The following is a 19,125-nucleotide window of genomic DNA, read 5'->3' as shown; positions in this document are numbered from 1 at the left end:
AAACTATGACAATCCCGCGACGCCTTCTTGTGTTGGCGTGCTCGCTGAGCCTGCTGGTGGCCTGCACATCGAACGATGCGTCGGATTCGTCGTCGGACCCGGCGAAAGCCGACGCAATCATGAAGATCGTGCGCGATTACATGACCGAAGCGCATTTGAAATCGGTGATTTTCAGCGTGAAAGTCGACGGCAAAGAGATTGTCACCGCCGCGGAAGGCGAGTCGATGACGGGCGTGCCCGCCACGACCGATATGCATTTCCGGAACGGCGCTGTCGCGATTTCGTACGTTTCGACGCTGCTGCTGCAACTCGTCGACGAGAAGAAGATCGGTCTCGAAGACAAACTGTCGAAGTATCTGCCCAACATCCCGCATGCCGATGAGGTGACGATTCGTCAGCTCGCTCAGATGACGTCCGGGTACCAGGACTACGTAATCGGCAATGAGGAGTTCGCGAAGATCGCCATCGGCGATGTGTTCAAAGCATGGAGTACGGACGAGCAGCTGGCGCTCGCGATCAACAAACCACTCTGGTACCCACCAGGCACGAACTGGGATTACGCCCACACCAACTACGTCATTCTGGGGCTGGTGCTCGAGAAGGTGACGGGCAAGTCGCTGGCTGACGCGCTGCAGGAGAAGGTGCTCGATCCGTTGGGGTTGAAGAACACCAAGCCATCGCTCACAGCGGAGATTCCCGAGCCTGTGCTGCACGCCTTCAGCTCGGAGCGCCGGGGTTACTTCAACATCCCGGCAGGCACCTCCTTCTACGAGGAGTCGACGTACTGGAATCCGTCGTGGACCATCAGTCATGGCGCGATTCAGACCAGCAATATCGACGATCTCCTCGAGAGCGCGATCGCCATCGGGACAGGGAAACTCTTGTCGGCGGAGTCGTACAAAGCGATGACCTCGACCGACTTGCGGGGGAAGACGACCGCGATCCCTGGCTGTGTCAACTGCCGTCCGCTGGACGAATTCCAGACCTACGGGCTGGGGCTCTGGATCACCGGCGACTGGCTGTTCCAGAACCCGCTGTTCTTCGGATACGCGGCCGTGAACGCGTACTTACCGTCGCAGAAGATCGCGATCGCGGTGGCGGTCACCTACGAGGAGGCCGCATTCGGCAGCGAGGGTCAGTACTCGAATGGTGGCGACGCGCTGTTCCGAAAGATCGGCGCATATCTGGCGCCCGACGATGCGCCACCGGTGCGACCGACCTCGTAGCGTCAGCTCGGCTAGGACCGTACGAGGCGGGCGATCGCGTCGGTGGCCTCTTTGATCTTCGCTTCGGCCTCGGGTCCGCCTGCGACGGCCGCGTCGACGACGCAGTGGCTGATGTGGTCGTCGAGCAAGGCGATGGCCACCGACTGCAGAGCTGAGGTCATGGCCGAGACCTGGGTCAGGATGTCGATGCAGTACTTCTCTTCTTCGACCATGCGTTGCAGCCCGCGTGCCTGACCTTCGATCCGGCGAAGTCGCTTGAGGTAGTCCTCCTTGGCCGTGATGTAGCCGTGCGCGTGATCGTGTCCGTCAGCGGTGTCGTCGGCCATGGGTACTCCTCGATTCGAACCTGGTCATCAAACCTCAACCTGCTGTGGCAGTTTCAATCGCTTGAGCAGCAGCGCGTTCACCGCGACGATCAGGCTGGATCCCGACATCGACAGCGCTGCGATTTCCGGTCGAAGCACCAGTCCGAGGGAAGGTTCGAAGACGCCTGCCGCAATCGGCAGCGCGATCAAATTGTATCCGATTGCCCACCCGAGGTTCTGGCGCATCTTGCGCACAGTGCCCTTGCCGATCCGCAATGCCAACGCGACATCGAGCGGATCCGACCGCATCAGAACAACATCCGCGGTTTCGATGGCAACGTCGGTGCCGGCGCCGATAGCGATGCCGAGATCGGCTTGCGCCAACGCTGGCGCGTCGTTGACGCCGTCGCCGACCATGGCCACCCGCTTGCCGGCCGCCTGCAGCTCGGTGATCTTTGCCGACTTGTCCTGCGGCAGCACCTCGGCGATGACCGAGTCGATGCCGAGCTGCGACGCGATCCGCTCGGCGGTGGCGCGATTGTCGCCGGACAACATGACGACGTTGATTCCGGCGTCGTGCAATGTCGACACTGCGCGTGCTGCGGTGTCGCGAGCTGCGTCAGCCATCGCGATCACGCCGACCACACGTCCGTCGACCGCAACGAGAACCGCCGTGCGTCCAGCATCGGCGAGTTCGTCGCGCTTCGCAGTCAGGGCGCCCAACTCGACCTGCTCATCGGTCATCAATTTGCGGGTTCCGACGATGACGCGGTGACCGTCGACCTCGGCAGAGGCGCCGTGGCCCGGCACGTTCCGGAAGTCTGCAGCGAGCCGGGGAGCAAGTCCGCGCTCGACGCTGTGCCGGACCACGGCACCCGCCAACGGATGCTCGGATTCGCGCTCGACCGCGGCGGCGAGAGTCAACATCTCGTCCTCGCCGAGCCCGTCGACAAGCACGTCGGTGACCTCGGGTTCACCCTTGGTCAGGGTCCCGGTCTTGTCCATCACGACTGTGTCGATGCGGGCTGAGGTTTCCAGTGCTGTCGCGTTCTTGAACAGGACGCCACGCTTCGCGCCCAGTCCGGTGCCGACCATGATCGCGGTCGGAGTAGCCAAACCGAGCGCGTCGGGGCAGGTGATCACTACGACGGTGATCGCGAACAGCAGAGCCATCTGGGGGCTGTCGCCGACCAGCAGCCAGACCAGGAAGGTGCCGAGACCACCCAGCAGCGCGACGAGTACCAGCCAGAATGCTGCGCGGTCGGCCAATCGTTGGCCAGGCGCGCGTGAGTTCTGGGCTTCCTGAACGAGTGCGACGATCTGAGCGAGCGCGGTGTCGGACCCGACCTTGGTTGCTCGCACCCGAAGGGTGCCGGTGGTATTGATCGACGCACCGATCACCTGCGACCCAGCCGTCTTGTCGACCGGCAGGCTTTCGCCGGTGACCATCGATTCGTCGACCTCGGACCGGCCGTCTTCGACGCTGCCGTCGACCGGAATCTTGGCTCCGGGACGGATGAGCAGCAGATCGCCAACCTGGACTTCCGAGGTCGGCGTCTCGACCGGTTCGCCGTCGCGAATGACGAGCGCGACCGGTGGCGCGAGTTCCAGCAAGGCGCGGATCGCGTCGTTCGCTCCGCCGCGGGCCCGCATCTCGAACCAGTGCCCGAGCAGCACGAAAGCAGTCAGCACGGTGGCCGCTTCGTAGAACACCTCGCCGCCGCCGGTGAGGGTGGTGAAGAGGCTGTACAGCCAGCCCGTGCCGACTCCGACCGCGACGAGCACCATCATGTCGAGGGTTCGCGCACGCAGCGCACGGAACGCGCCGTCGAAGAAGATCCACGCCGAGTAGAAGATCACCGGGATCGACAACAGCAGCGAGAACACGTCGTCGCGAAGCCCGAACGGTGCCGCGGCCGTGAAGCCGAAGACGTCGCGTCCGATCGGTGACCACAACAGAATCGGGATCGACAGGATCGCGGCGACGAAGAACCGGTTCCGCATATCGCGGACCATGCCGTCCATCGACATTCCCGCGTGGCTGCCGCCATGGCCCATTGCGTCGTGCTCGTGGTCGCCGTGCTCGTGCGCCGGAACGCAAACATGGGCCGGAACCGATTGTCCTGCACAGTGATAGCCGCAATCCTGGACCCACTCGGTAAGTGCGGCGATCGACGTTGCTTCGGGGTCGTAGGTGACGGTCGCAGTTTGCGCGACCGGGTTGGCGTCGACGTCGAGCACACCCGGTCGAGCCGAAAGTGTGTTTTCGACAATGGATTTCGACGTGGCCCAGTTGAGGCCGCCGACCTCGAGAACCGCGGTGCGTTCTCCACTCATGATTGTTCTCCCGTAGCCGAGCGGAACCGGCGCAAGCGCAGGCTGTTACTGACGACGAACACCGACGAGAAGGCCATTGCAGCGCCCGCCAGCATTGGATTGAGCAGTCCGGCCGCGGCCAAAGGTATGGCAGCGACGTTGTAGCCGAAGGCCCAGAACAGATTTCCCTTGATCGTCCGTAAGGTTCTGCGGGACAAGCGGATCGCATCGGCAGCCGCCCGCAGGTCCCCGCGGACGAGGGTGAGGTCGCTGGCTTCGATCGCGACGTCGGTGCCAGTGCCCATCGCCAGGCCGAGGTCGGCCTGCGCCAGGGCGGCGGCGTCGTTGATGCCGTCGCCGACCATCGCCACTACCTTGCCCTCGGACTGCAAGCGCTTGATCGTGTCGACCTTGTCCTGCGGCAGCACTTCCGCGATGACGGTCTCGATGCCGACCTGGTCGGCGATTGCCCTTGCGGCAGCAGCGTTGTCGCCGGTGAGCATGATCGGCGTCAAACCCAGCGCGCGCAGTTGCGTGATGGCGGCTGCCGATGTCGGTTTGACGGCATCGGCAACAACGAGCACTCCGCGCGCGACGCCGTCCCACCCCACCGCGACCGCTGTTCGGCCTTTGGCTTCGGCTGCGCTCAGGGCTGCGTCGAGCTCAGCAGGCAGCCGCAGCGACCAGTCGGCCAACAGGCGGGGGCGGCCGACGACCACCGCATGACCGTCGACGACGCCTTGGACGCCGAGACCCTCGATGTTGGTGAAGGTTTCGACCTCGGGCAGCGTCCCGACCCGTTCGCGTGCACCCTTCGCGATGGCGACTGCGATCGGGTGTTCCGACGAGTCTTCGAGTGCCCCGGCAATCCGTAGTACGTCGTCGGCGTGCTCCCCGTCGGCTGTGACGACGTCGAGCAACGCCATTTTGCCGGTAGTGACCGTGCCGGTCTTGTCGAGCACGATGGTGTCGACGCGGCGGGTGGATTCGAGGACCTCGGGTCCCTTGATGAGGATACCCAGTTGGGCGCCCCGCCCGGTGCCCACGAGCAGCGCGGTCGGCGTCGCCAGCCCGAGCGCGCAGGGGCAGGCGATGATCAGGACCGCGACGGCCGCGGTGAATGCCGCAGCGATCGAGCCGCCGGTGCCGATCCAGAAACCAAGTGTGGCAACCGATATGGCGACGACGATCGGCACGAAGATCCCGGAGATCGTGTCGGCCAATCGTTGCGCCTGCGCTTTGCCGGTCTGCGCGTCCTCGACCAGCTTCGCCATCTGAGCGAGCTGTGTGTCGGATCCGATCCGGGTGGCGCGCACGATGATTCGTCCGCCGACGTTGCCTGTTGCGCCGACGACTGCGTCGCCGGGTGCGACCTCGACGGGGACGGATTCACCCGTGATCATCGATGCATCGACTGCCGACGAGCCGGTGACGACGACGCCGTCGGTGGCGATCTTCTCGCCTGGTCGCACGACGAAGTGGTCGCCGACGGCGAGTCGGTCGATGCTGATTCGTTCCTCGACGCCGTCGCGCAGCCGGGACACGTCTTTTGCACCGAGCTCCAGCAGCGCGCGGAGCGCTGCGCCTGCGCGCCGCTTGGCTCGGACCTCGAAATAGCGCCCTGCAAGCACGAACGTCGTGACGCCGGCAGCCGCTTCCAGGTAGATATTTCCGGTGCCGTCGCTGCGGGCGATCGACAGTTCGAAAGCGTGCTTCATCCCCGGCATTCCAGCCATGCCCCAGAACAAGGCGTAGACCGACCAGCCGAGCGCGGCCAACGTGCCGATCGACACCAACGTGTCCATGGTCGCCGTGCCGTGGCGCAGGTTTGCCCAGGCCGCCGTATGGAACGGCCATGCACCCCACACGACAACTGGCGCCGCGAGGGTGAGCGACAGCCACTGCCAGTTGGTGAACTGCAGCGCCGGGATCATCGCCATGGCAACAACGGGGATGCTCAGCGCCAACGAGACCAGTAGGCGGTGCCGCAACGACGCGACCGGATCGACCTCTGCTCCGGATTCCGCGGGTTCGCGGCGGGGGAGTGTTGCGGTGTAGCCGGCCTGTTCGACGGTGGCGATCAGGTCGTCGGGTGCGGTCGCTGCATCGAAGGTGACGTGCGCTTTTTCCGTCGCGTAGTTGACGGTGGCCGTGACACCCTCGAGCTTGTTCAGCTTCTTTTCGATTCGGTTGGCACAGGAAGCGCAGGTCATGCCGCCGATGAGCAATTCGACGTCGGTCATGACGGCAACCATACACCTACCCCCCAGGGGTATTCAACCACCGCCAATGGTCGTGAGTCTTTTAGGAGTCCAGGGACTCCCAAAAGACTCACGAGGGGCTAGGCGAAGTCGAAGATCGGGGGCATCGCGACGACCACCACCGCAGCCCAGAGGCCGTAGATCGGGAGGTATCGGGTCTGCCAGCGTTCGACCTCGCCGAAGCCACGCCGCCCACGGACGAAACCGAGACCGAGTCGGGCGGACCAAGCCAAGTTGACGAGCAGCACCAGGTTCATCCCGAGCGCCACCGTCTTGTTCGGGGTGAACCCGAACTCCGCGATCCGCGTGAGCATCGCAACGAGCATGACCGCATCGACGGCCAGCGCGCTGATCACAAGGACCACTTGCAGCCAGTCGAAGATGCCAGGCGGGGTAGATGGGTCGCGCGCGGAAATTGCGTAGAGCAGCAGTCCAAGGACCAAGACCAGAATGAGGTCCATCTGGATCAGCAGATTGCGGTCGACGTCGACGACGCTGCCAGTGGTGGCCAGGGCGACGAGCAAAGCAAGCAGCATGACGACAGTCAGCGGGGTGAACACGCGCGTGAGGACCGGTGCGATGTTCTCCACCACGTTCTGTTTGGCCTCGACCAGCCACGCGGCGACAATGACCGCGCCCGCAGCGCCGAACGGCGCAATCCAATCGCCGATGACCCCTTCGATGTTCATGCCGACCGCGTCGAACCCAGCGACCGTCAGGCCGGTCAGTACGCCGCCGCCGAGTCCGAGGAGAACGAGATAGACGAACCATTCACCGGTGAATCGGACGAAGTCCATCCGGCGTCGATCGGAGCGCCATTCGCCGCCGACGTAAGCGACGCCGACGACGAACCACAACGCGATCGGCGCGTGAATGGCGGCGAGGATCTCGGTCGCGCCCTCGTGTGCGAAAGGGAAGGCGTTCAGCACGATGGCGACCAACGCAACGGGGATGAGCAGGGTCGCTGCTGCCCGCCAGTTCATCTGACGTTTCCAGGCGAAATACGCGGCAAGGAACGGGAGGACGAAGAGGCTGATATTGCGCGCGGCAGTGGCTTCGTCGTCGATGAGCGTGGTGCCGATCTTCACCGCGAGTCCCGCGGCGAAGGCCAGTACGAGAACGACGATCAGTTCGTACTTCGGCCGGGCGTGGTCGCCGTCCAGCTCGGCTGGCATCAGGACGAGCTGCTTCCACAGCCGGTCGGAGTGCTCCCGCGCGAACTCGCGAGAGATCGAATCGACGTTGCCCATTCGTTTGACGGCGACGAGAAACGCCTCGTCGGCAGCAAGTCCGGCGGTCGTCAGGTCCGAGACCTGGTTGCGCAGATGATCTTCCATCTCATCGACGTCTGCGCCCGTAATAGCCACACGTCGCGCGACGTAGCCGCGCCATTGCCCGATCTGCGATTCCAATTCTGCTTCGGTATCCATCAAGCCCATCCATTCGCGGTCGCGGGCGGCAATTGGATGCTGCGCCAGACTTGGTCGAGCGCACCGGCGACAACGGTCCACTGGTTACGACGTTCGGCGAGCGCGGCGAGCCCGGACTCGGTGATCACGTAGTGCTTGCGCCGGCGACCGGTTTCGGCCGACTGCCAGGAAGAGGACACATGGCCGAGTCGTTCCAGGCGATGCAGCAGGGGGTAGAGCATCCCGTCGGTCCATTGCATCCGTCCGCCGGACAGCTCGTTGACTCGCTTGAGAATCGCGTAGCCGTAGGACGACTCGCCGTCGGCGAGAATTCCGAGCACCAGCGGCGTCGCCGAGGCAGCTACCAGGTCTTTGTCGATATGCACGTCACTAACCTAGCAGATCTATGCATAGAACTGCTGTGAGTCTTTTAGGAGTCCATAGACTCCTAAAAGACTCACGAGGGGTGGGGCTATTTGGTGCCGAAGATGCGGTCGCCTGCGTCGCCGAGGCCAGGGAGGATGTAGCCGTGGTCGTTGAGTCCACGGTCGATCGCGGCTGTGTACAGCGGCACGTCGGGGTGCGCTTTGTGGAACGCGGCGATGCCCTCGGGGCAGGTCAGTAGGCAGACGAACTTGATCGACTTGGGGCTGCATTCCTTCAGTCGTTCGACTGCCGCGACGGCGGAGTTGCCGGTGGCGAGCATTGGGTCGACGACCACAACGTCGCGCTCGTGGAGATCGCCGGGCATCTTGAAGTAGTACTCCACTGCGCCAAGCGTTTTGGGGTCGCGATACAGACCGATGTGGCCGACACGCGCGCCGGGGACCAGCCCAAGCATGCCGTCCAGGATGCCGTTGCCTGCCCGCAGGATCGAAACGAAGACCAGCTTCTTCCCGTCGATCACCTTGCCGGTCGTGACCTCCAGCGGCGTCTCGATGTCGATCTCCTGCATCGCGATATCGCGCAGGACCTCGTAGGTCATCAAAGCCGATATCTCGTTCGTCAGGCGTCGAAAGCTGTTGGTGGAAGCCTCCTTACGACGCATCAATGTGAGCTTGTGCTGCACAAGCGGGTGGTCGATCAGATGGACTTCGCCCATGAATCCTCCTGTTAGAAGTCGCGCCTTAGAAGACGGTGCCGTCGCTGACGATAGACAGTGGCGGCAGCCCACCGCGCAGGCGTTGCGCCAGGACGCGCCCCGCGGCCCAGGTGCCGCCTTCGAGGACGCAGGCCAACGGCAGCGCCTCGGCATCGACGCCGAGTCGGTCGCGCACGAGTGGGGCAAGTTCGTCCAGCAGCGCAACGGTCAGCGCGCGCCACTCGACCACTAATTCATCTGCCACGGACCAAGTTTGCGCACTCCACTCGGCATCGCGCAGCCGCAGCACGCCGGTGTCGAGCAGTAGTCCACCGTTGCGATATTCGGGCAAGCCGGTCAGCGCATCGAGTCCGACGACATGCACGCCCGCCCATTGGAACGGCTCCAGCAACGAGTACGTCAGCCATTGGGACAGCTTGTGAAACGGCATCCAACCCTGCGTCAGTCCGCGGCCGGGTATGGCGTCGTGGCGCCAGCAATCACCGAGTGGTTTGCCGTCGATGTCGTTGTCGGCCAGCCAAATTCCCGACAGCGACGCGAGCAGCTGGGTCAGGATGTCGTGGGCTTCGACCGTCGGCGCAGACAGTACGTCGAACAGGTCGCCGGGCCGACCGCCCGGACCGAGCGCCTCGCCCAGTCGTCGCAACAACTGCACCCGACCGTCAAGGCCCACAAGCGGATTGGCTGGGCCAGCCTGAAATGCCTCGCCCAGGCGATCGTGCGAGAGGGCGCACAGTCCGGCCGCATCGACTTGCAAGGGGTGCTCAGGGTCGCTCGAGAACACGCCGTTCAGAAATGCGTGCCAACTCGCCACACCCAGACCCTCGGACCGCGCGAAACGCTGCCCGCTCACGGCCTCGTCGTAATGCCAGTCCGGACCGGCACCGGCGTCGAGCAGCACGCTGACGACGACGAGGTCGATCTGGGCGCGTGCGCGAGCAGGAGCATCCAGGTCGGCGAGCCGGACGTCCAATTCGGCTTTGCGGTCCACGCCGCCAGCCTCGAAATGCCGCCACCGGCTGTGGAAGGGAATTGCGAGGTCGGGGTAGCGGGACCGCGTCACCGCAACGACCTCGTCCGCGCACGCCCCCAACGCGGTGTCGTCCACGACGAACCAACGTGAGTCGCCCGCCCGCGCTCGTCGCAGAAGGAAATTGGCGCGCTCGCGAACAGCGGCGGTTGTGCGCAGGGCAACGACGGCGGCCGACGCGGAATCCGCCACCGTCATCCGTCCAACCCGCGGCCCTTGGGCTTGGTCAATTCTTCGGCGTCCGGGACCACGCCCGGTGTGAAGTAGCCGGCCGCCATTTTGGCGTCGATCTCCACTCGTGCGTCGGCGGGAATAAGGTCGTCGGGAAGGTCGACCCGTTCGCCGACTTCGATGCCCGAGCCAGTGATGGCGTCGTACTTCATATTGCTCATCGAGACGAGGCGATGGATCTTTCGGATACCCAGCCAGTGCAAGGCGTCGGGCATCATTTCCTGAAAGCGCATGTCCTGCACGCCCGCTACGCATTCGGTGCGGGCGAAATACTGGTCTGCGGTGTCGCCGCGGACCTGGCGCTTGCGAGCGTTATACACCAGGAACTTGGTCACCTCACCCAGTGCGCGACCTTCCTTGCGCGAGTAGGCAACCAGTCCCACCCCGCCGCGCTGGGCGCCCTGGATGGATTCCTCGATGGCGTGGGTGAGGTACGGGCGACACGTACAGATATCGCTGCCGAACACGTCAGAGCCGTTGCATTCGTCGTGGACGCGGGCGGTCAGCTCGACGGTGGGATCGGCCAGATGCAAGGGGTTGCCGAAGATGTAGATGGTCTGCCCGCCGATGGGCGGCAGAAAGACCTCGAGGTCGGAGCGGGTGACGAGTTCGGGGTACATGCCGCCGGTTTCCTCGAACAGGACGCGGCGCAGATCCGTTTCGCTGCAATGGAATCGCTCCGCCACGCCAGGCAGGTGCCAGACCGGCTCGATGGCGGCCTTCGTGACCACTGCGGCGCCGCTCGGCAGCAGAATTCGGCCGTCCGGTTTCAGTCGGCCTTTCTGAATGGCCTCCATGATCTCCGGCACGATCACGTGCGCCTTCGTGACGGCGATCGAGGGGCGGATGTCGTGGCCTGCGGCGAGCTCGTCGGCGAAGACCTCGGCCACTATGGCGCCCCAGGGGTCCAGGCTGACGATCTTGCCTGGTTCGCTCCACTGCGGGTGCGGCCCGATGGTGTCGGTGGGGGAGGTGTTGGTGAGGTCGGCCTTGTGCTGGCGCGACAAGGCTCCAGCAGCGACGGCGAGGGCGCGGTACACGCTGTACGAGCCGCTGTGGGTGCCGATCACGTTGCGGTGCGCCCGCTTGGTGGTGGTCCCGACCACCGGACCGCGTTCAGTCGCAGTCGGCGCGCCCCAGCGGATCGGCAGCGAACCGACGCCGCCGGTGTGTGAGGTCAATCGGATATGGCCAGAAGCGGCAACGTCGTCTGACATGCTCGACCTCCATCGGAAAACGCAAGCATAGCCATTCGGTTGCACCGGTGTGGGGTGGAACCGAATGGCCACCCCACCCTCGTGAGTCTTTTAGGAGTCCCTGGACTCCTAAAAGACTCACGAGCTGTTGCGGCGCAGCATCTTCCAGATCAGCACGGCGTTGACGGCCAACACCACGGCGGTGATGAGTGCCGAGACGTGGATGCCGCTGACGAAAGCCGCCTGCGCGGATTCGGCAAGTGCGGAGTTCCCTTCCGCGAGAGCGCTACCGAGCGTCTCGCGTGCCGCGGCGCCCGCCTCCGGGCTCAATCCGGAGATGTCGAGTCCGTCGCGGTAGATCGCCATCACGATGCTGCCGAGGACTGCGACGCCCAAGGCGATGCCGAGTTCGTAGGCCGTCTCCGACACTGCCGACGCCGCTCCGGCGCGTTCCGGTTCCACCGAGCTGACGACGAGGTCCGAGGTCAACGTCAGTGCGATGCCGACGCCCGCACCGATGAAGATCGACGCGCCGATGAACAGCGGTGCGCCGCCGTCGGTTCCGAGCCACAGCAAGGCTGCTGCGCCGAGCGAACCGAGCGCCAATCCGACGCCCAGCACCGTGCCGGGTTGCCAACGTCGAACGAACCACGCAGCCAGCAGCGAGAAGACAATGGTCGTCAAAGTCTCCGGCAGCCAGAGCAATCCGGCTTGTAACGGCGACAGTCCGAGGACGAGCTGCAGGTACTGCGATCCGAAGAACAGGAAGCCTGCGAGGGCGAATACGGCTAGCAAGTTCGTCACCACGCCACCGGAGAAGGCCGGGTTCGCGAACAGGCGAAGATCGATCATCGGATCCTCGAGGTTGCGCTGACGGCGGACGAACATCGTGCCTGCGGCAAGTCCGAAGGCCGCGATGGGCGCCAGTGTCAGGCTCGGACCGTGTACGGCGAACTCCTTGATCGCGTACACGAGCGGAACGATGGCGAGCATCGACAGTCCGGCGCTGACGAGGTCGAATCGGCCTGGGTTGGGGTCCTTCGACTCCGGAATCACCAGCGGTCCAACGACAACCAGCACGATCATCACAGGCGCGTTGATGAGAAACACTGAGCCCCACCAGAAGTGCTCGAGCAGCCACCCGCCGATGAGTGGTCCGACAGCGGCACCGCCCGCAGCCATCGCTCCCCAGACGCCGATCGCCATGGTGCGCTGCCGAGCATCGGTGAACATGGTGCGAATCAGGCCGAGGGTTGCGGGCATGAGGGTCGCGCCCGAGATGCCCTGCAGCACGCGAGCAGCGATCAACATTTCCGGGCTCACCGACAATGCGGCGAGCAACGACGCCAGGCCGAAACCGACTGCGCCGATGAGCAAGAGGCGCCGGCGACCGATGCGGTCGCCGAGTGTGCCCATCGTGACGAGCAGGCCTGCGAGCACGAACGAGTAGACGTCGATCACCCACAGCAACTGAACGCTGCTGGGTGCCAGGTCGACGCTGATGGCGGGCAAGGCGAGGTCGAGGACCGTGGCGTCGATCGCGATCAGCAGGACCGCGAACGACAGCACGGCGAGCCCGAGCCACGCTTTGGGGCCTGCCTTGGGCTCGACCAGTTCCGTCGGCCTCGAGGCCGTTGCGATGGACATTTCTTCCTCTACTTTCGATCCGACTGACTTAACCGTCCAGCCGGTACAGTAATTCCAGAATACCAGCTGACCGTCCAGCCGGTACAGTGAGTTTCGTGACCGTCAGCACGAAGGACCGAATACTCGACGCGCTCGAGCAATTGCTGCTCGACGGTGGGCTGTCGCAGATCACCCTCGAGGCCGTCGCGGCGAAGGCGGGCGTGTCCAAGGGCGGGCTGCTCTATCACTTCGGCACCAAAGAAGCGCTGATCGCGGGGATGGTCCGTCGGCTGGGGGAGCGATCCAACCAACAGCTAGCCGACGCGGGAACATCGGTCGCGGAGTGGTATCTGCAATGTGCAGACGACGACGACAAGGAAATCGCTCTGTTCCAGTCGATGATCGCGGTGCTGCGCAGCGTCGACGGTCAGTCGGGCGAAATCAAGAAAGCCGTCGTCGAGACCATGAGTGCGTGGAACGAGGGCTTGCGGTCCGAGATCGAGGATCCGGTCCAGGCCGAGATCGTGCGGCTGGTCGGTGACGGCATCTACTTGGCTGCGCTCCTTGGCTTGCCGCCACCGGAACCCGAACTGCACGCGAAGGTGATAGAGCGGCTCCTACACCCCTCGTGAGTCTTTTTGGAGTCCCTGGACTCCAAAAAGACTCACGAGGGGTTCGCGCACATACTGTTCGGATGACTAGCCGAATTCCACGCTGGACCCTGGCAGGCAACGGTCGATCCATTCCAGCAGGTGCTGTCGTCGCCCCGGACGAGCGGCTCAGTTGGCCGCGCACGGTGGGGATCGGCATGCAGCACGTGATCGCCATGTTCGGGGCGACGCTGCTGGTCCCGACCATCACCGGTTTTCCCGTGACCACGACGTTGTTGTTCTCCGGCGTCGGGACGGCATTGTTCCTGCTCCTGACCCACGGGCGCGTTCCCAGCTACCTCGGCTCATCGTTTGCCTTCATCGCACCCTTGACCGCGTCGGCGTCGGACGGTCCGGCAGCCCAACTCGGTGGCGTGTTGGCGGTCGGCGTCGTGTTGATCGCGGTGGGTTTCGTCGTCCGTGCGGTGGGCGCCAAGGTCCTCGATGTCGTGATGCCGCCGGTCGTCACCGGCGCGATCGTGGCGTTGATCGGGCTGAACCTCGCGCCAGCCGCGACCGGCTCGTTCCAGAAACAACCGCTTATCGCCGGCGTCACCCTCGCTGTCATCTTGTTGGTGACGGTGATCGGTCCGGGCTTGCTGGGCAGGCTGAGCATCCTGGTCGGGTCGGTCACCGGCTGGGTGTTCGCCGCACTCATCGGCGGCTTGGCCGACGCCCGCCTAGATGCGTTGCACGACGCGTCGTGGATTGGTTTACCGGAGTTTCGCGGTCCGTCGTTCGACCTGTCGGTCATCCTGCTGACCTTGCCGGTGGTCGTCGTTCTCGTCGCCGAGAACGTCGGACACGTCAAGGCGGTCGCGGCGATGACAGGTAAGTCGCTCGACGATGTGGCCGGTAATGCGTTGGTGGCCGACGGTATTGCGACCACGTTGGCAGGCATCGGCGGTGGCTCGGGAACAACTACGTATGCGGAGAACATCGGCGTCATGGCCGCGACGAAGGTGTACTCGACCGCTGCTTACTGGGTCGCCGCGGCGACCGCGATCATCTTGTCGTTCTCGCCGAAATTCGGCGCCCTGGTGTTCACCATCCCCGACGGCGTGATCGGCGGAGCGACGCTCGTCCTCTACGGACTGATCGGCTTGCTCGGCGTCCGCATCTGGCAGGACGCGCACGTCGACTTCAGCGATCCGGTCAATCTGACGGTCGTCGCAGCTGCGTTGGTCGCGGGTATCGGCAACCTGACGCTCACGGTCGGCAGCGTCGAACTCGGTGGGATTGCCTGGGGTTCGATCGGCATCCTCGTCGCCTATCCAATCGCCAGGAAGCTCGCGAGCTACGGCGCGAGGACGTAGACCATTCCGGGTTGTTGTTTGAACGCGAAGGTCGGCGCCGACCCGTTCACGTGTCTGCCGATGACGTAGACGCCGTCGGCGCGCTGCTCGACCGAATCGACCCAACCCACGTGACCGTAGCGCTGGTCAGCGCCGTTGACGCCAGGCTGTAAGACGACGACGCTGCGCGGCTGCGGCTCGGTGACGACTGTCCAACCTTGCTGCGCCGCAGTCGTTGCCCACTCTTTCGCGTCGCCGGGGATGTTGGGGTAATAGCCGGTGGCGTCGTGCCAGAAGTTCATCGCGCCCCACGTGCACTGTCCGGGGGTCTCGTAATTGACGGCAGACTTCTTGCCGACCGCGCGGACTTGCTGCGCGGTATCCGACAACACGGTGGTCGAGGTCTCGTCGGCAACCGCGGACCCCGCCATCGCCATCGGTGAGAACAAGACAACGGCCGTGGCCCCGACGGCGACAGCCGTGTGCGCGCGAGATCTATCTGACGTCATATCGCGCTATTCGTTGCTTACGTGACGTGTGTTACACCTGGGAGCGATGAGTCAGAATCAATTTCTCGCACAACTCGCCGCGCAGTGCGAAGCTGACCACATGACAGAGTTGGTACGGGTCGTTGTCGGCGACGACCACCCGCTCTTCCGCGAAGGCGTAGTGCGCGCTCTGAGCGCAAGCGGTTCGATCGAGGTCGTCGGTGAAGCCGACGATGGCGAAGCTGCGCTGAAGCTGATTCAGGAACACGTGCCGCAGGTCGCGTTGCTGGACTTCCGGATGCCGCTGCTCGACGGCACACAAGTCGCGGCGGCAGTCCGCAAGGCCGGACTTGCCACCCGAGTACTGCTGCTATCAGCGCACAACGAGCCCGCGATCGTCTATCACGCACTGCAGGAAGGCGCGTCGGGATTTCTGCCGAAGGAGTCGAGCCGGTCCGAAATCGTGAACGGCGTCCTCGATTGTGCTCGTGGGGTCGACGTGCTGCCCGCGGCGCTTGCTGCCGGACTTGTCGGCGAGGTCCGACGCCGGACCGAGCAACCTACGGTGTCGCTGAGCGCGCGAGAAACCGAAGTGCTCGGCCTGATCGCACAGGGACTGAGCATCCCGGCGATGGGTAAGCAAATGTTTCTCGCTCCCTCGACGGTCAAAACGCATGTTCAGCGCCTGTACGAGAAGCTCGGTGTGAGCGATCGCGCGGCGGCAGTCGCCGAGGCGATGCGCCGCGGAGTGCTGAAGTGACATGGCGAGTCGCTACGAAGACCAGGCAATTGCGCGGTACATAAAAGAAGCGGTCCGAGTCACCGCCGTTCTGCGCGTGCCGCTTGTCGCGCTGATGGCGATGCTCGGACCGGTCATTCCTGTCCATCACGAGTGGTTGCCGTATCTCTTTCAGATCCTCCTAGCTGTGTATGCGGCGGCAGCGGTCGGGTGGTTGTGGTTGGTGTGGCAGAAACCCGTCGGGCCGTGGGCCGGTTGGGTTTCCGCGACATTCGATCTGGTTGCGTTGCTTGCGTTGTGTTCGGCCTCGGGCGGCGCGACATCATTGCTGCTGCCCGCGTTTTTCCTCCTTCCTGTCGCCGTCGCGTTCCTGTATCGGCCCGTCGTGACCGCCGTCCTTGGCGTCAGCGTTGCGGTCGGGTTCCTAGCGGTCTGGCTGTTCTATGCTGTCCGCGACGACGAGGTTGACTTGCCTGTCGAGGTGTACCTCTACTTCGGTTTCCTGCTGTGGCTTGCTGCAGCTACCACCGGCCTTTCGTTTGTGTTGGTGCGGCGCTCGGCCGCTGTCGTCGAACTGCTCGCAATTCGCGAGCGATTGGTCACTGAATCCATGGCTACCGAGGAGCGCGAGCGGCAACGCTTGGCCGAGGATCTCCACGACGGTCCGCTGCAGAACGTTCTCGCCGCACGCATGGACCTGGAGGAGGCGCTGGAATCGGGTTCGGACCCATTGGTTTCGGCCGCTGAGTCCGCATTGCGGGAGGTCGCGGCCGGGTTGCGGTCCACTGTCACGACGCTCCATCCGCAGGTATTGGCCCAGCTCGGATTGGCGCCCGCGCTGCGTGAGCTGGCGGACCAGTTCGCGAAACGAGGCGGATACGACGTACGCGCTGACCTGGCCGACGTCGGCCGCCCCGATGCTCAGTCATTGCTGTATCGGGTGGCACGAGAGTCGTTGACGAACATCAACAAGCACGCCCGCGCAACGACGGTCGACATCGTGCTGTCCAGGTCGGGTGATGCAATCACCCTGGTCATCGCCGACGACGGCGTGGGTTTCGACCGCGCCCTCATCCCACTCCGCGTAGCCGAAGGCCACATCGGGCTCGCGTCGCAATACTTGCGCGTCGAAAGCTTGGGCGGCACTTTCGATCTCACCACCGCGCCCGGCGCGGGCACCCGCATCGAGGTGCGGATACCCTCGCCGTGAGGTGTGCGCGGGGCGGTCAATTGGAGCCCATCAGCGGGTTCAGCGTGTAGCTGACGTTCATCGTCGGGTAGCTCGAGTCGATCCAACTGCTGATGTCGAAGCCGCGGCCATCGTTGCCGGTCGTCCTGGTGCCCTCGGTGTTGGTGCCGCCGTTGTAGCTGTAGTCGTACGCCGAGAACACTGCGGTCGCGTCACCGCGGACCGAATACGTTGCGTCGATCCCGAAACCGTTGGTGTTCCGGCTGTGCGCGGTGACGATCTCGGTGCTGTGCGGTGCGAGGACCCCGCGGGGTGCCGCGATCCATTCGCCGTACGGGTTCGACGAACCCCGCAGGTACAAGGTGTCGTTGGTGTTGTTGCGGATCGTCATGGCGATCGTCGGTCCGTCGGTGGGCAGGGTGCCTGCGTTCGCGATGCCGGCCGCGCCGACCGCGGTACCGACCGTTGCGAATGCGATGAGCGGGAGTGCTGCGAGGCGAGTACTGCGGTTCATGGCGAAAGTTCCTGTCTGGCTTGGCCTTTGGATTCTCTGGCTGCCGTTTCCGGCGATAAGACAACTATGGGCTATTTCGGCAGGACCGTCTGTCCGCCGACCAGGCCGCAGACGGGATGAATCCGACATCCACCGATTGGGGGACACGGCTGAACCACTCGTCTGGTTCGGTCGTTTTCCCTGGTCGAGTAGCTATTCACGGATCGCGAAGGAGGACCGACATGAAGCGCCTGACTGTTGTGCTCTCGGCCCGTCCGTCGTACGGCCACGTGTACCCGATGATGCCGTTGGCGTACGCGCTGCGAGCGGCCGGACATCGCGTCATCTTCGCCACCGGCGCGGGTTTCGTTCCGCGGTTGCGGGCGTTGGGATTCGAGACCTATTCGGTCGGGCTGTCGATCGCCGCCGCGATGACCGAGGCGCACCGTCGGCTCGGCAATACTGCGCACGGACCCGATTGGGAGGTCGGCTTCACCGCCTTCGTCGAGGTCGCTGGAGCTGCGACGGCTGCCGACCTACTCCCGATCCTGCACTTCACGCGCGCGGACCTCGTCGTGTACGACCAGGTGGATTTCGGAGCCGCGGTCGCCGCTGCGTCGGAAGGCATTCCGGCAGTGGTGCATTCGGTGTCGCGCAAGTTGCCCGCCGAGATCGAGGCGTTGGCCGATGGTCTGCTGTCGGCGCTGTGGGCGAAGTACGGCTTCGACGAAGCACCGCTCGACGTGTTCGTCGGCGACGCGTATCTCGGCATCTTCCCACCGAGCCTGGAGAACCCGACTTTCCTCGACCACCCGGCGTGGATCCCGCTTCGTCCCGTCCCATGGTCGGAACCCACATCGCCACTGCCGCAATCGGTCACCGGCCCCGGTCCGCTTGCCTACGTGACGCTGGGGACCGTTGCCGCTTCGCCGGACATCGTCGCGCATGCCATCAACGGCTTGGTCGACGAGGGTGCCCGCGTCGTCGTCGCGCTCGGTGCGACCGACGATGTGCCGCTCGGGAATGTTCCCGACGGCGTGACGATCATGCCGTTCGTCCATCAGGCCGACCTGCTGCCCAACATCGATCTGGCGATTCATCACGGCGGCAGTGGAACGATGCTCGGCGCCCTGAGCTGCGGCATTCCGTCGATCATCGTCCCGCTCGATGCCGATCAGCCGATCAATGCGGGCATAGCAGCGCAGCGGGGTGTCGCCATCGCGATGGACCCAGCCGACGTCACGCGCGAGTCGGTGTGCGACAACGTGCGGTCACTGCTGCGGCGCGACAAGTACCGCAGCGCCGCACACGACGTGGCGATGGAGATCGAGAAGATGCCCCACCCCGGCGAGGTCGTCGCCGACCTGGTGGCGCTCACCAGGTGACCCCCAACCCTCGTGAGTCTTTTTGGAGTCCAGGGACTCCAAAAAGAGGCTCTACTGACTTATCCGTGGGTCTCTGCCGGGTAGCTGGGGTCGGGAACCGCCGAGGCTGAGCATCGCCAGCGCGACGACGGCTTCGGGGGTGTGAAACCCGAAGCCGCGTCGCGTGATCAACCGGATCTTGGTG

The 19,125-nt window shown here is 64.5% G+C and carries 18 protein-coding genes; 6 read left to right on the top strand and 12 right to left on the bottom strand.

What is annotated here, in order from left to right:
- The first annotated feature begins 5 nt into the window (after positions 1–5).
- On the top strand, positions 6–1,226 hold the full coding sequence (locus FGL95_RS12350; RefSeq protein ID WP_169587142.1) for a serine hydrolase domain-containing protein: 1,221 nt from the start codon (positions 6–8) through the stop codon (positions 1,224–1,226).
- 11 nt (positions 1,227–1,237) lie between these two features.
- Here FGL95_RS12350 and FGL95_RS12345 read toward each other — a convergent pair whose 3' ends face one another.
- From FGL95_RS12345 to FGL95_RS12305, 9 genes are all read right to left on the bottom strand, one after another.
- Positions 1,238–1,552: a metal-sensitive transcriptional regulator gene (locus FGL95_RS12345; protein WP_169587140.1), complete on the bottom strand. Its 315-nt coding sequence runs from the start codon at positions 1,550–1,552 to the stop codon at positions 1,238–1,240.
- A 27-nt stretch (positions 1,553–1,579) separates the two neighbouring features.
- Positions 1,580–3,868: a heavy metal translocating P-type ATPase gene (locus FGL95_RS12340; RefSeq protein WP_169587138.1), complete on the bottom strand. Its 2,289-nt coding sequence runs from the start codon at positions 3,866–3,868 to the stop codon at positions 1,580–1,582.
- Positions 3,865–6,090, bottom strand: a complete 2,226-nt coding sequence (locus FGL95_RS12335; protein WP_240962971.1) for a heavy metal translocating P-type ATPase — start codon at positions 6,088–6,090, stop codon at positions 3,865–3,867. Before FGL95_RS12335 ends, FGL95_RS12340 begins: the two co-directional genes overlap by 4 nt.
- A gap of 98 nt (positions 6,091–6,188) precedes the next feature.
- Positions 6,189–7,538, bottom strand: a complete 1,350-nt coding sequence (locus FGL95_RS12330) for a permease prefix domain 1-containing protein (RefSeq protein WP_169587134.1) — start codon at positions 7,536–7,538, stop codon at positions 6,189–6,191.
- On the bottom strand, positions 7,538–7,903 hold the full coding sequence (locus FGL95_RS12325) for a helix-turn-helix transcriptional regulator (protein ID WP_169587132.1): 366 nt from the start codon (positions 7,901–7,903) through the stop codon (positions 7,538–7,540). The genes FGL95_RS12330 and FGL95_RS12325 overlap by 1 nt, the downstream gene beginning before the upstream one ends.
- 86 nt (positions 7,904–7,989) lie before the next feature.
- Entirely contained in the window at positions 7,990–8,619 is a 630-nt protein-coding gene (gene upp / locus FGL95_RS12320; RefSeq protein WP_169587130.1) for a uracil phosphoribosyltransferase, read from the bottom strand.
- Positions 8,620–8,644: 25 nt separating this feature from the next.
- On the bottom strand, positions 8,645–9,847 hold the full coding sequence (locus tag FGL95_RS12315) for a URC4/urg3 family protein (protein WP_169587128.1): 1,203 nt from the start codon (positions 9,845–9,847) through the stop codon (positions 8,645–8,647).
- Complete coding sequence (locus FGL95_RS12310; protein ID WP_169587126.1) at positions 9,844–11,097, bottom strand: GTP cyclohydrolase II; 1,254 nt, start codon at positions 11,095–11,097, stop codon at positions 9,844–9,846. Before FGL95_RS12310 ends, FGL95_RS12315 begins: the two co-directional genes overlap by 4 nt.
- 117 nt (positions 11,098–11,214) lie before the next feature.
- Positions 11,215–12,723 (bottom strand): MFS transporter, encoded by a 1,509-nt coding sequence (locus FGL95_RS12305; RefSeq protein WP_169587124.1) that lies wholly within the window; start codon positions 12,721–12,723, stop codon positions 11,215–11,217.
- Positions 12,724–12,818: 95 nt separating this feature from the next.
- On the opposite strand from FGL95_RS12305, the gene FGL95_RS12300 reads away from it, so the two are divergent.
- Positions 12,819–13,334, top strand: a complete 516-nt coding sequence (locus tag FGL95_RS12300; RefSeq protein ID WP_169587122.1) for a TetR family transcriptional regulator — start codon at positions 12,819–12,821, stop codon at positions 13,332–13,334.
- Positions 13,335–13,396: 62 nt separating this feature from the next.
- Entirely contained in the window at positions 13,397–14,668 is a 1,272-nt protein-coding gene (locus FGL95_RS12295; protein WP_169587120.1) for a uracil-xanthine permease family protein, read from the top strand.
- Here the strand turns inward: FGL95_RS12295 and FGL95_RS12290 are convergent.
- A complete protein-coding gene (locus FGL95_RS12290; protein WP_169587118.1) occupies positions 14,650–15,156 on the bottom strand; it encodes a CHAP domain-containing protein in 507 nt (168 codons plus the stop codon). The two genes, FGL95_RS12295 and FGL95_RS12290, sit on opposite strands and share 19 nt — an antisense overlap.
- A 100-nt stretch (positions 15,157–15,256) precedes the next feature.
- Between FGL95_RS12290 and FGL95_RS12285 the strand changes: the two genes are divergently transcribed.
- Together FGL95_RS12285 and FGL95_RS12280 are read left to right on the top strand one after the other, a co-directional pair.
- Entirely contained in the window at positions 15,257–15,895 is a 639-nt protein-coding gene (locus FGL95_RS12285; RefSeq protein ID WP_169587116.1) for a response regulator, read from the top strand.
- Position 15,896: 1 nt separating this feature from the next.
- The gene (locus tag FGL95_RS12280) at positions 15,897–17,084 is read left to right on the top strand and encodes a sensor histidine kinase (RefSeq protein ID WP_169587114.1); all 1,188 of its coding nucleotides are present in this window, start codon (positions 15,897–15,899) and stop codon (positions 17,082–17,084) included.
- Between the two features lie 16 nt (positions 17,085–17,100).
- Here FGL95_RS12280 and FGL95_RS12275 read toward each other — a convergent pair whose 3' ends face one another.
- Positions 17,101–17,577, bottom strand: coding sequence for a hypothetical protein (locus FGL95_RS12275; protein ID WP_169587112.1), 477 nt, complete (start codon positions 17,575–17,577; stop codon positions 17,101–17,103).
- Between the two features lie 221 nt (positions 17,578–17,798).
- Here FGL95_RS12275 and FGL95_RS12270 point away from each other — a divergent pair, with 221 nt between their 5' ends.
- On the top strand, positions 17,799–18,941 hold the full coding sequence (locus FGL95_RS12270; RefSeq protein ID WP_169587109.1) for a glycosyltransferase: 1,143 nt from the start codon (positions 17,799–17,801) through the stop codon (positions 18,939–18,941).
- Between the two features lie 51 nt (positions 18,942–18,992).
- Here the strand turns inward: FGL95_RS12270 and FGL95_RS32335 are convergent.
- On the bottom strand, positions 18,993–19,125 hold a 133-nt coding region (locus tag FGL95_RS32335; protein WP_240962990.1), incomplete at its 5' end, for a hypothetical protein.

The sequence above is a fragment of the Antrihabitans stalactiti genome (genome assembly GCF_012932915.1).
Taxonomy (GTDB): Bacteria; Actinomycetota; Actinomycetes; order Mycobacteriales; family Mycobacteriaceae; genus Antrihabitans; species Antrihabitans stalactiti.
Note: the sequence above shows the minus strand (reverse complement) of the source record. Positions and strands in the feature narration are given on the sequence as shown.

What these genes read in the sequence shown, in the direction of transcription:
- FGL95_RS12330 (WP_169587134.1), bottom strand. Translation starts at nt 7,538, where the DNA reads ATGGATACCGAAGCAGAATTGGAATCGCAGATCGGGCAATGGCGCGGC.
- FGL95_RS12340 (WP_169587138.1), bottom strand. Translation starts at nt 3,868, where the DNA reads ATGAGTGGAGAACGCACCGCGGTTCTCGAGGTCGGCGGCCTCAACTGG.
- FGL95_RS12280 (WP_169587114.1), top strand. Translation starts at nt 15,897, where the DNA reads ATGGCGAGTCGCTACGAAGACCAGGCAATTGCGCGGTACATAAAAGAA.
- FGL95_RS12305 (WP_169587124.1), bottom strand. Translation starts at nt 12,723, where the DNA reads ATGTCCATCGCAACGGCCTCGAGGCCGACGGAACTGGTCGAGCCCAAG.
- FGL95_RS12335 (WP_240962971.1), bottom strand. Translation starts at nt 6,090, where the DNA reads ATGACCGACGTCGAATTGCTCATCGGCGGCATGACCTGCGCTTCCTGT.
- FGL95_RS12285 (WP_169587116.1), top strand. Translation starts at nt 15,257, where the DNA reads ATGACAGAGTTGGTACGGGTCGTTGTCGGCGACGACCACCCGCTCTTC.
- FGL95_RS12290 (WP_169587118.1), bottom strand. Translation starts at nt 15,156, where the DNA reads ATGACGTCAGATAGATCTCGCGCGCACACGGCTGTCGCCGTCGGGGCC.
- FGL95_RS12310 (WP_169587126.1), bottom strand. Translation starts at nt 11,097, where the DNA reads ATGTCAGACGACGTTGCCGCTTCTGGCCATATCCGATTGACCTCACAC.
- FGL95_RS12345 (WP_169587140.1), bottom strand. Translation starts at nt 1,552, where the DNA reads ATGGCCGACGACACCGCTGACGGACACGATCACGCGCACGGCTACATC.
- upp (WP_169587130.1), bottom strand. Translation starts at nt 8,619, where the DNA reads ATGGGCGAAGTCCATCTGATCGACCACCCGCTTGTGCAGCACAAGCTC.
- FGL95_RS12350 (WP_169587142.1), top strand. Translation starts at nt 6, where the DNA reads ATGACAATCCCGCGACGCCTTCTTGTGTTGGCGTGCTCGCTGAGCCTG.
- FGL95_RS12315 (WP_169587128.1), bottom strand. Translation starts at nt 9,847, where the DNA reads ATGACGGTGGCGGATTCCGCGTCGGCCGCCGTCGTTGCCCTGCGCACA.
- FGL95_RS12275 (WP_169587112.1), bottom strand. Translation starts at nt 17,577, where the DNA reads ATGAACCGCAGTACTCGCCTCGCAGCACTCCCGCTCATCGCATTCGCA.
- FGL95_RS12270 (WP_169587109.1), top strand. Translation starts at nt 17,799, where the DNA reads ATGAAGCGCCTGACTGTTGTGCTCTCGGCCCGTCCGTCGTACGGCCAC.
- FGL95_RS12295 (WP_169587120.1), top strand. Translation starts at nt 13,397, where the DNA reads ATGACTAGCCGAATTCCACGCTGGACCCTGGCAGGCAACGGTCGATCC.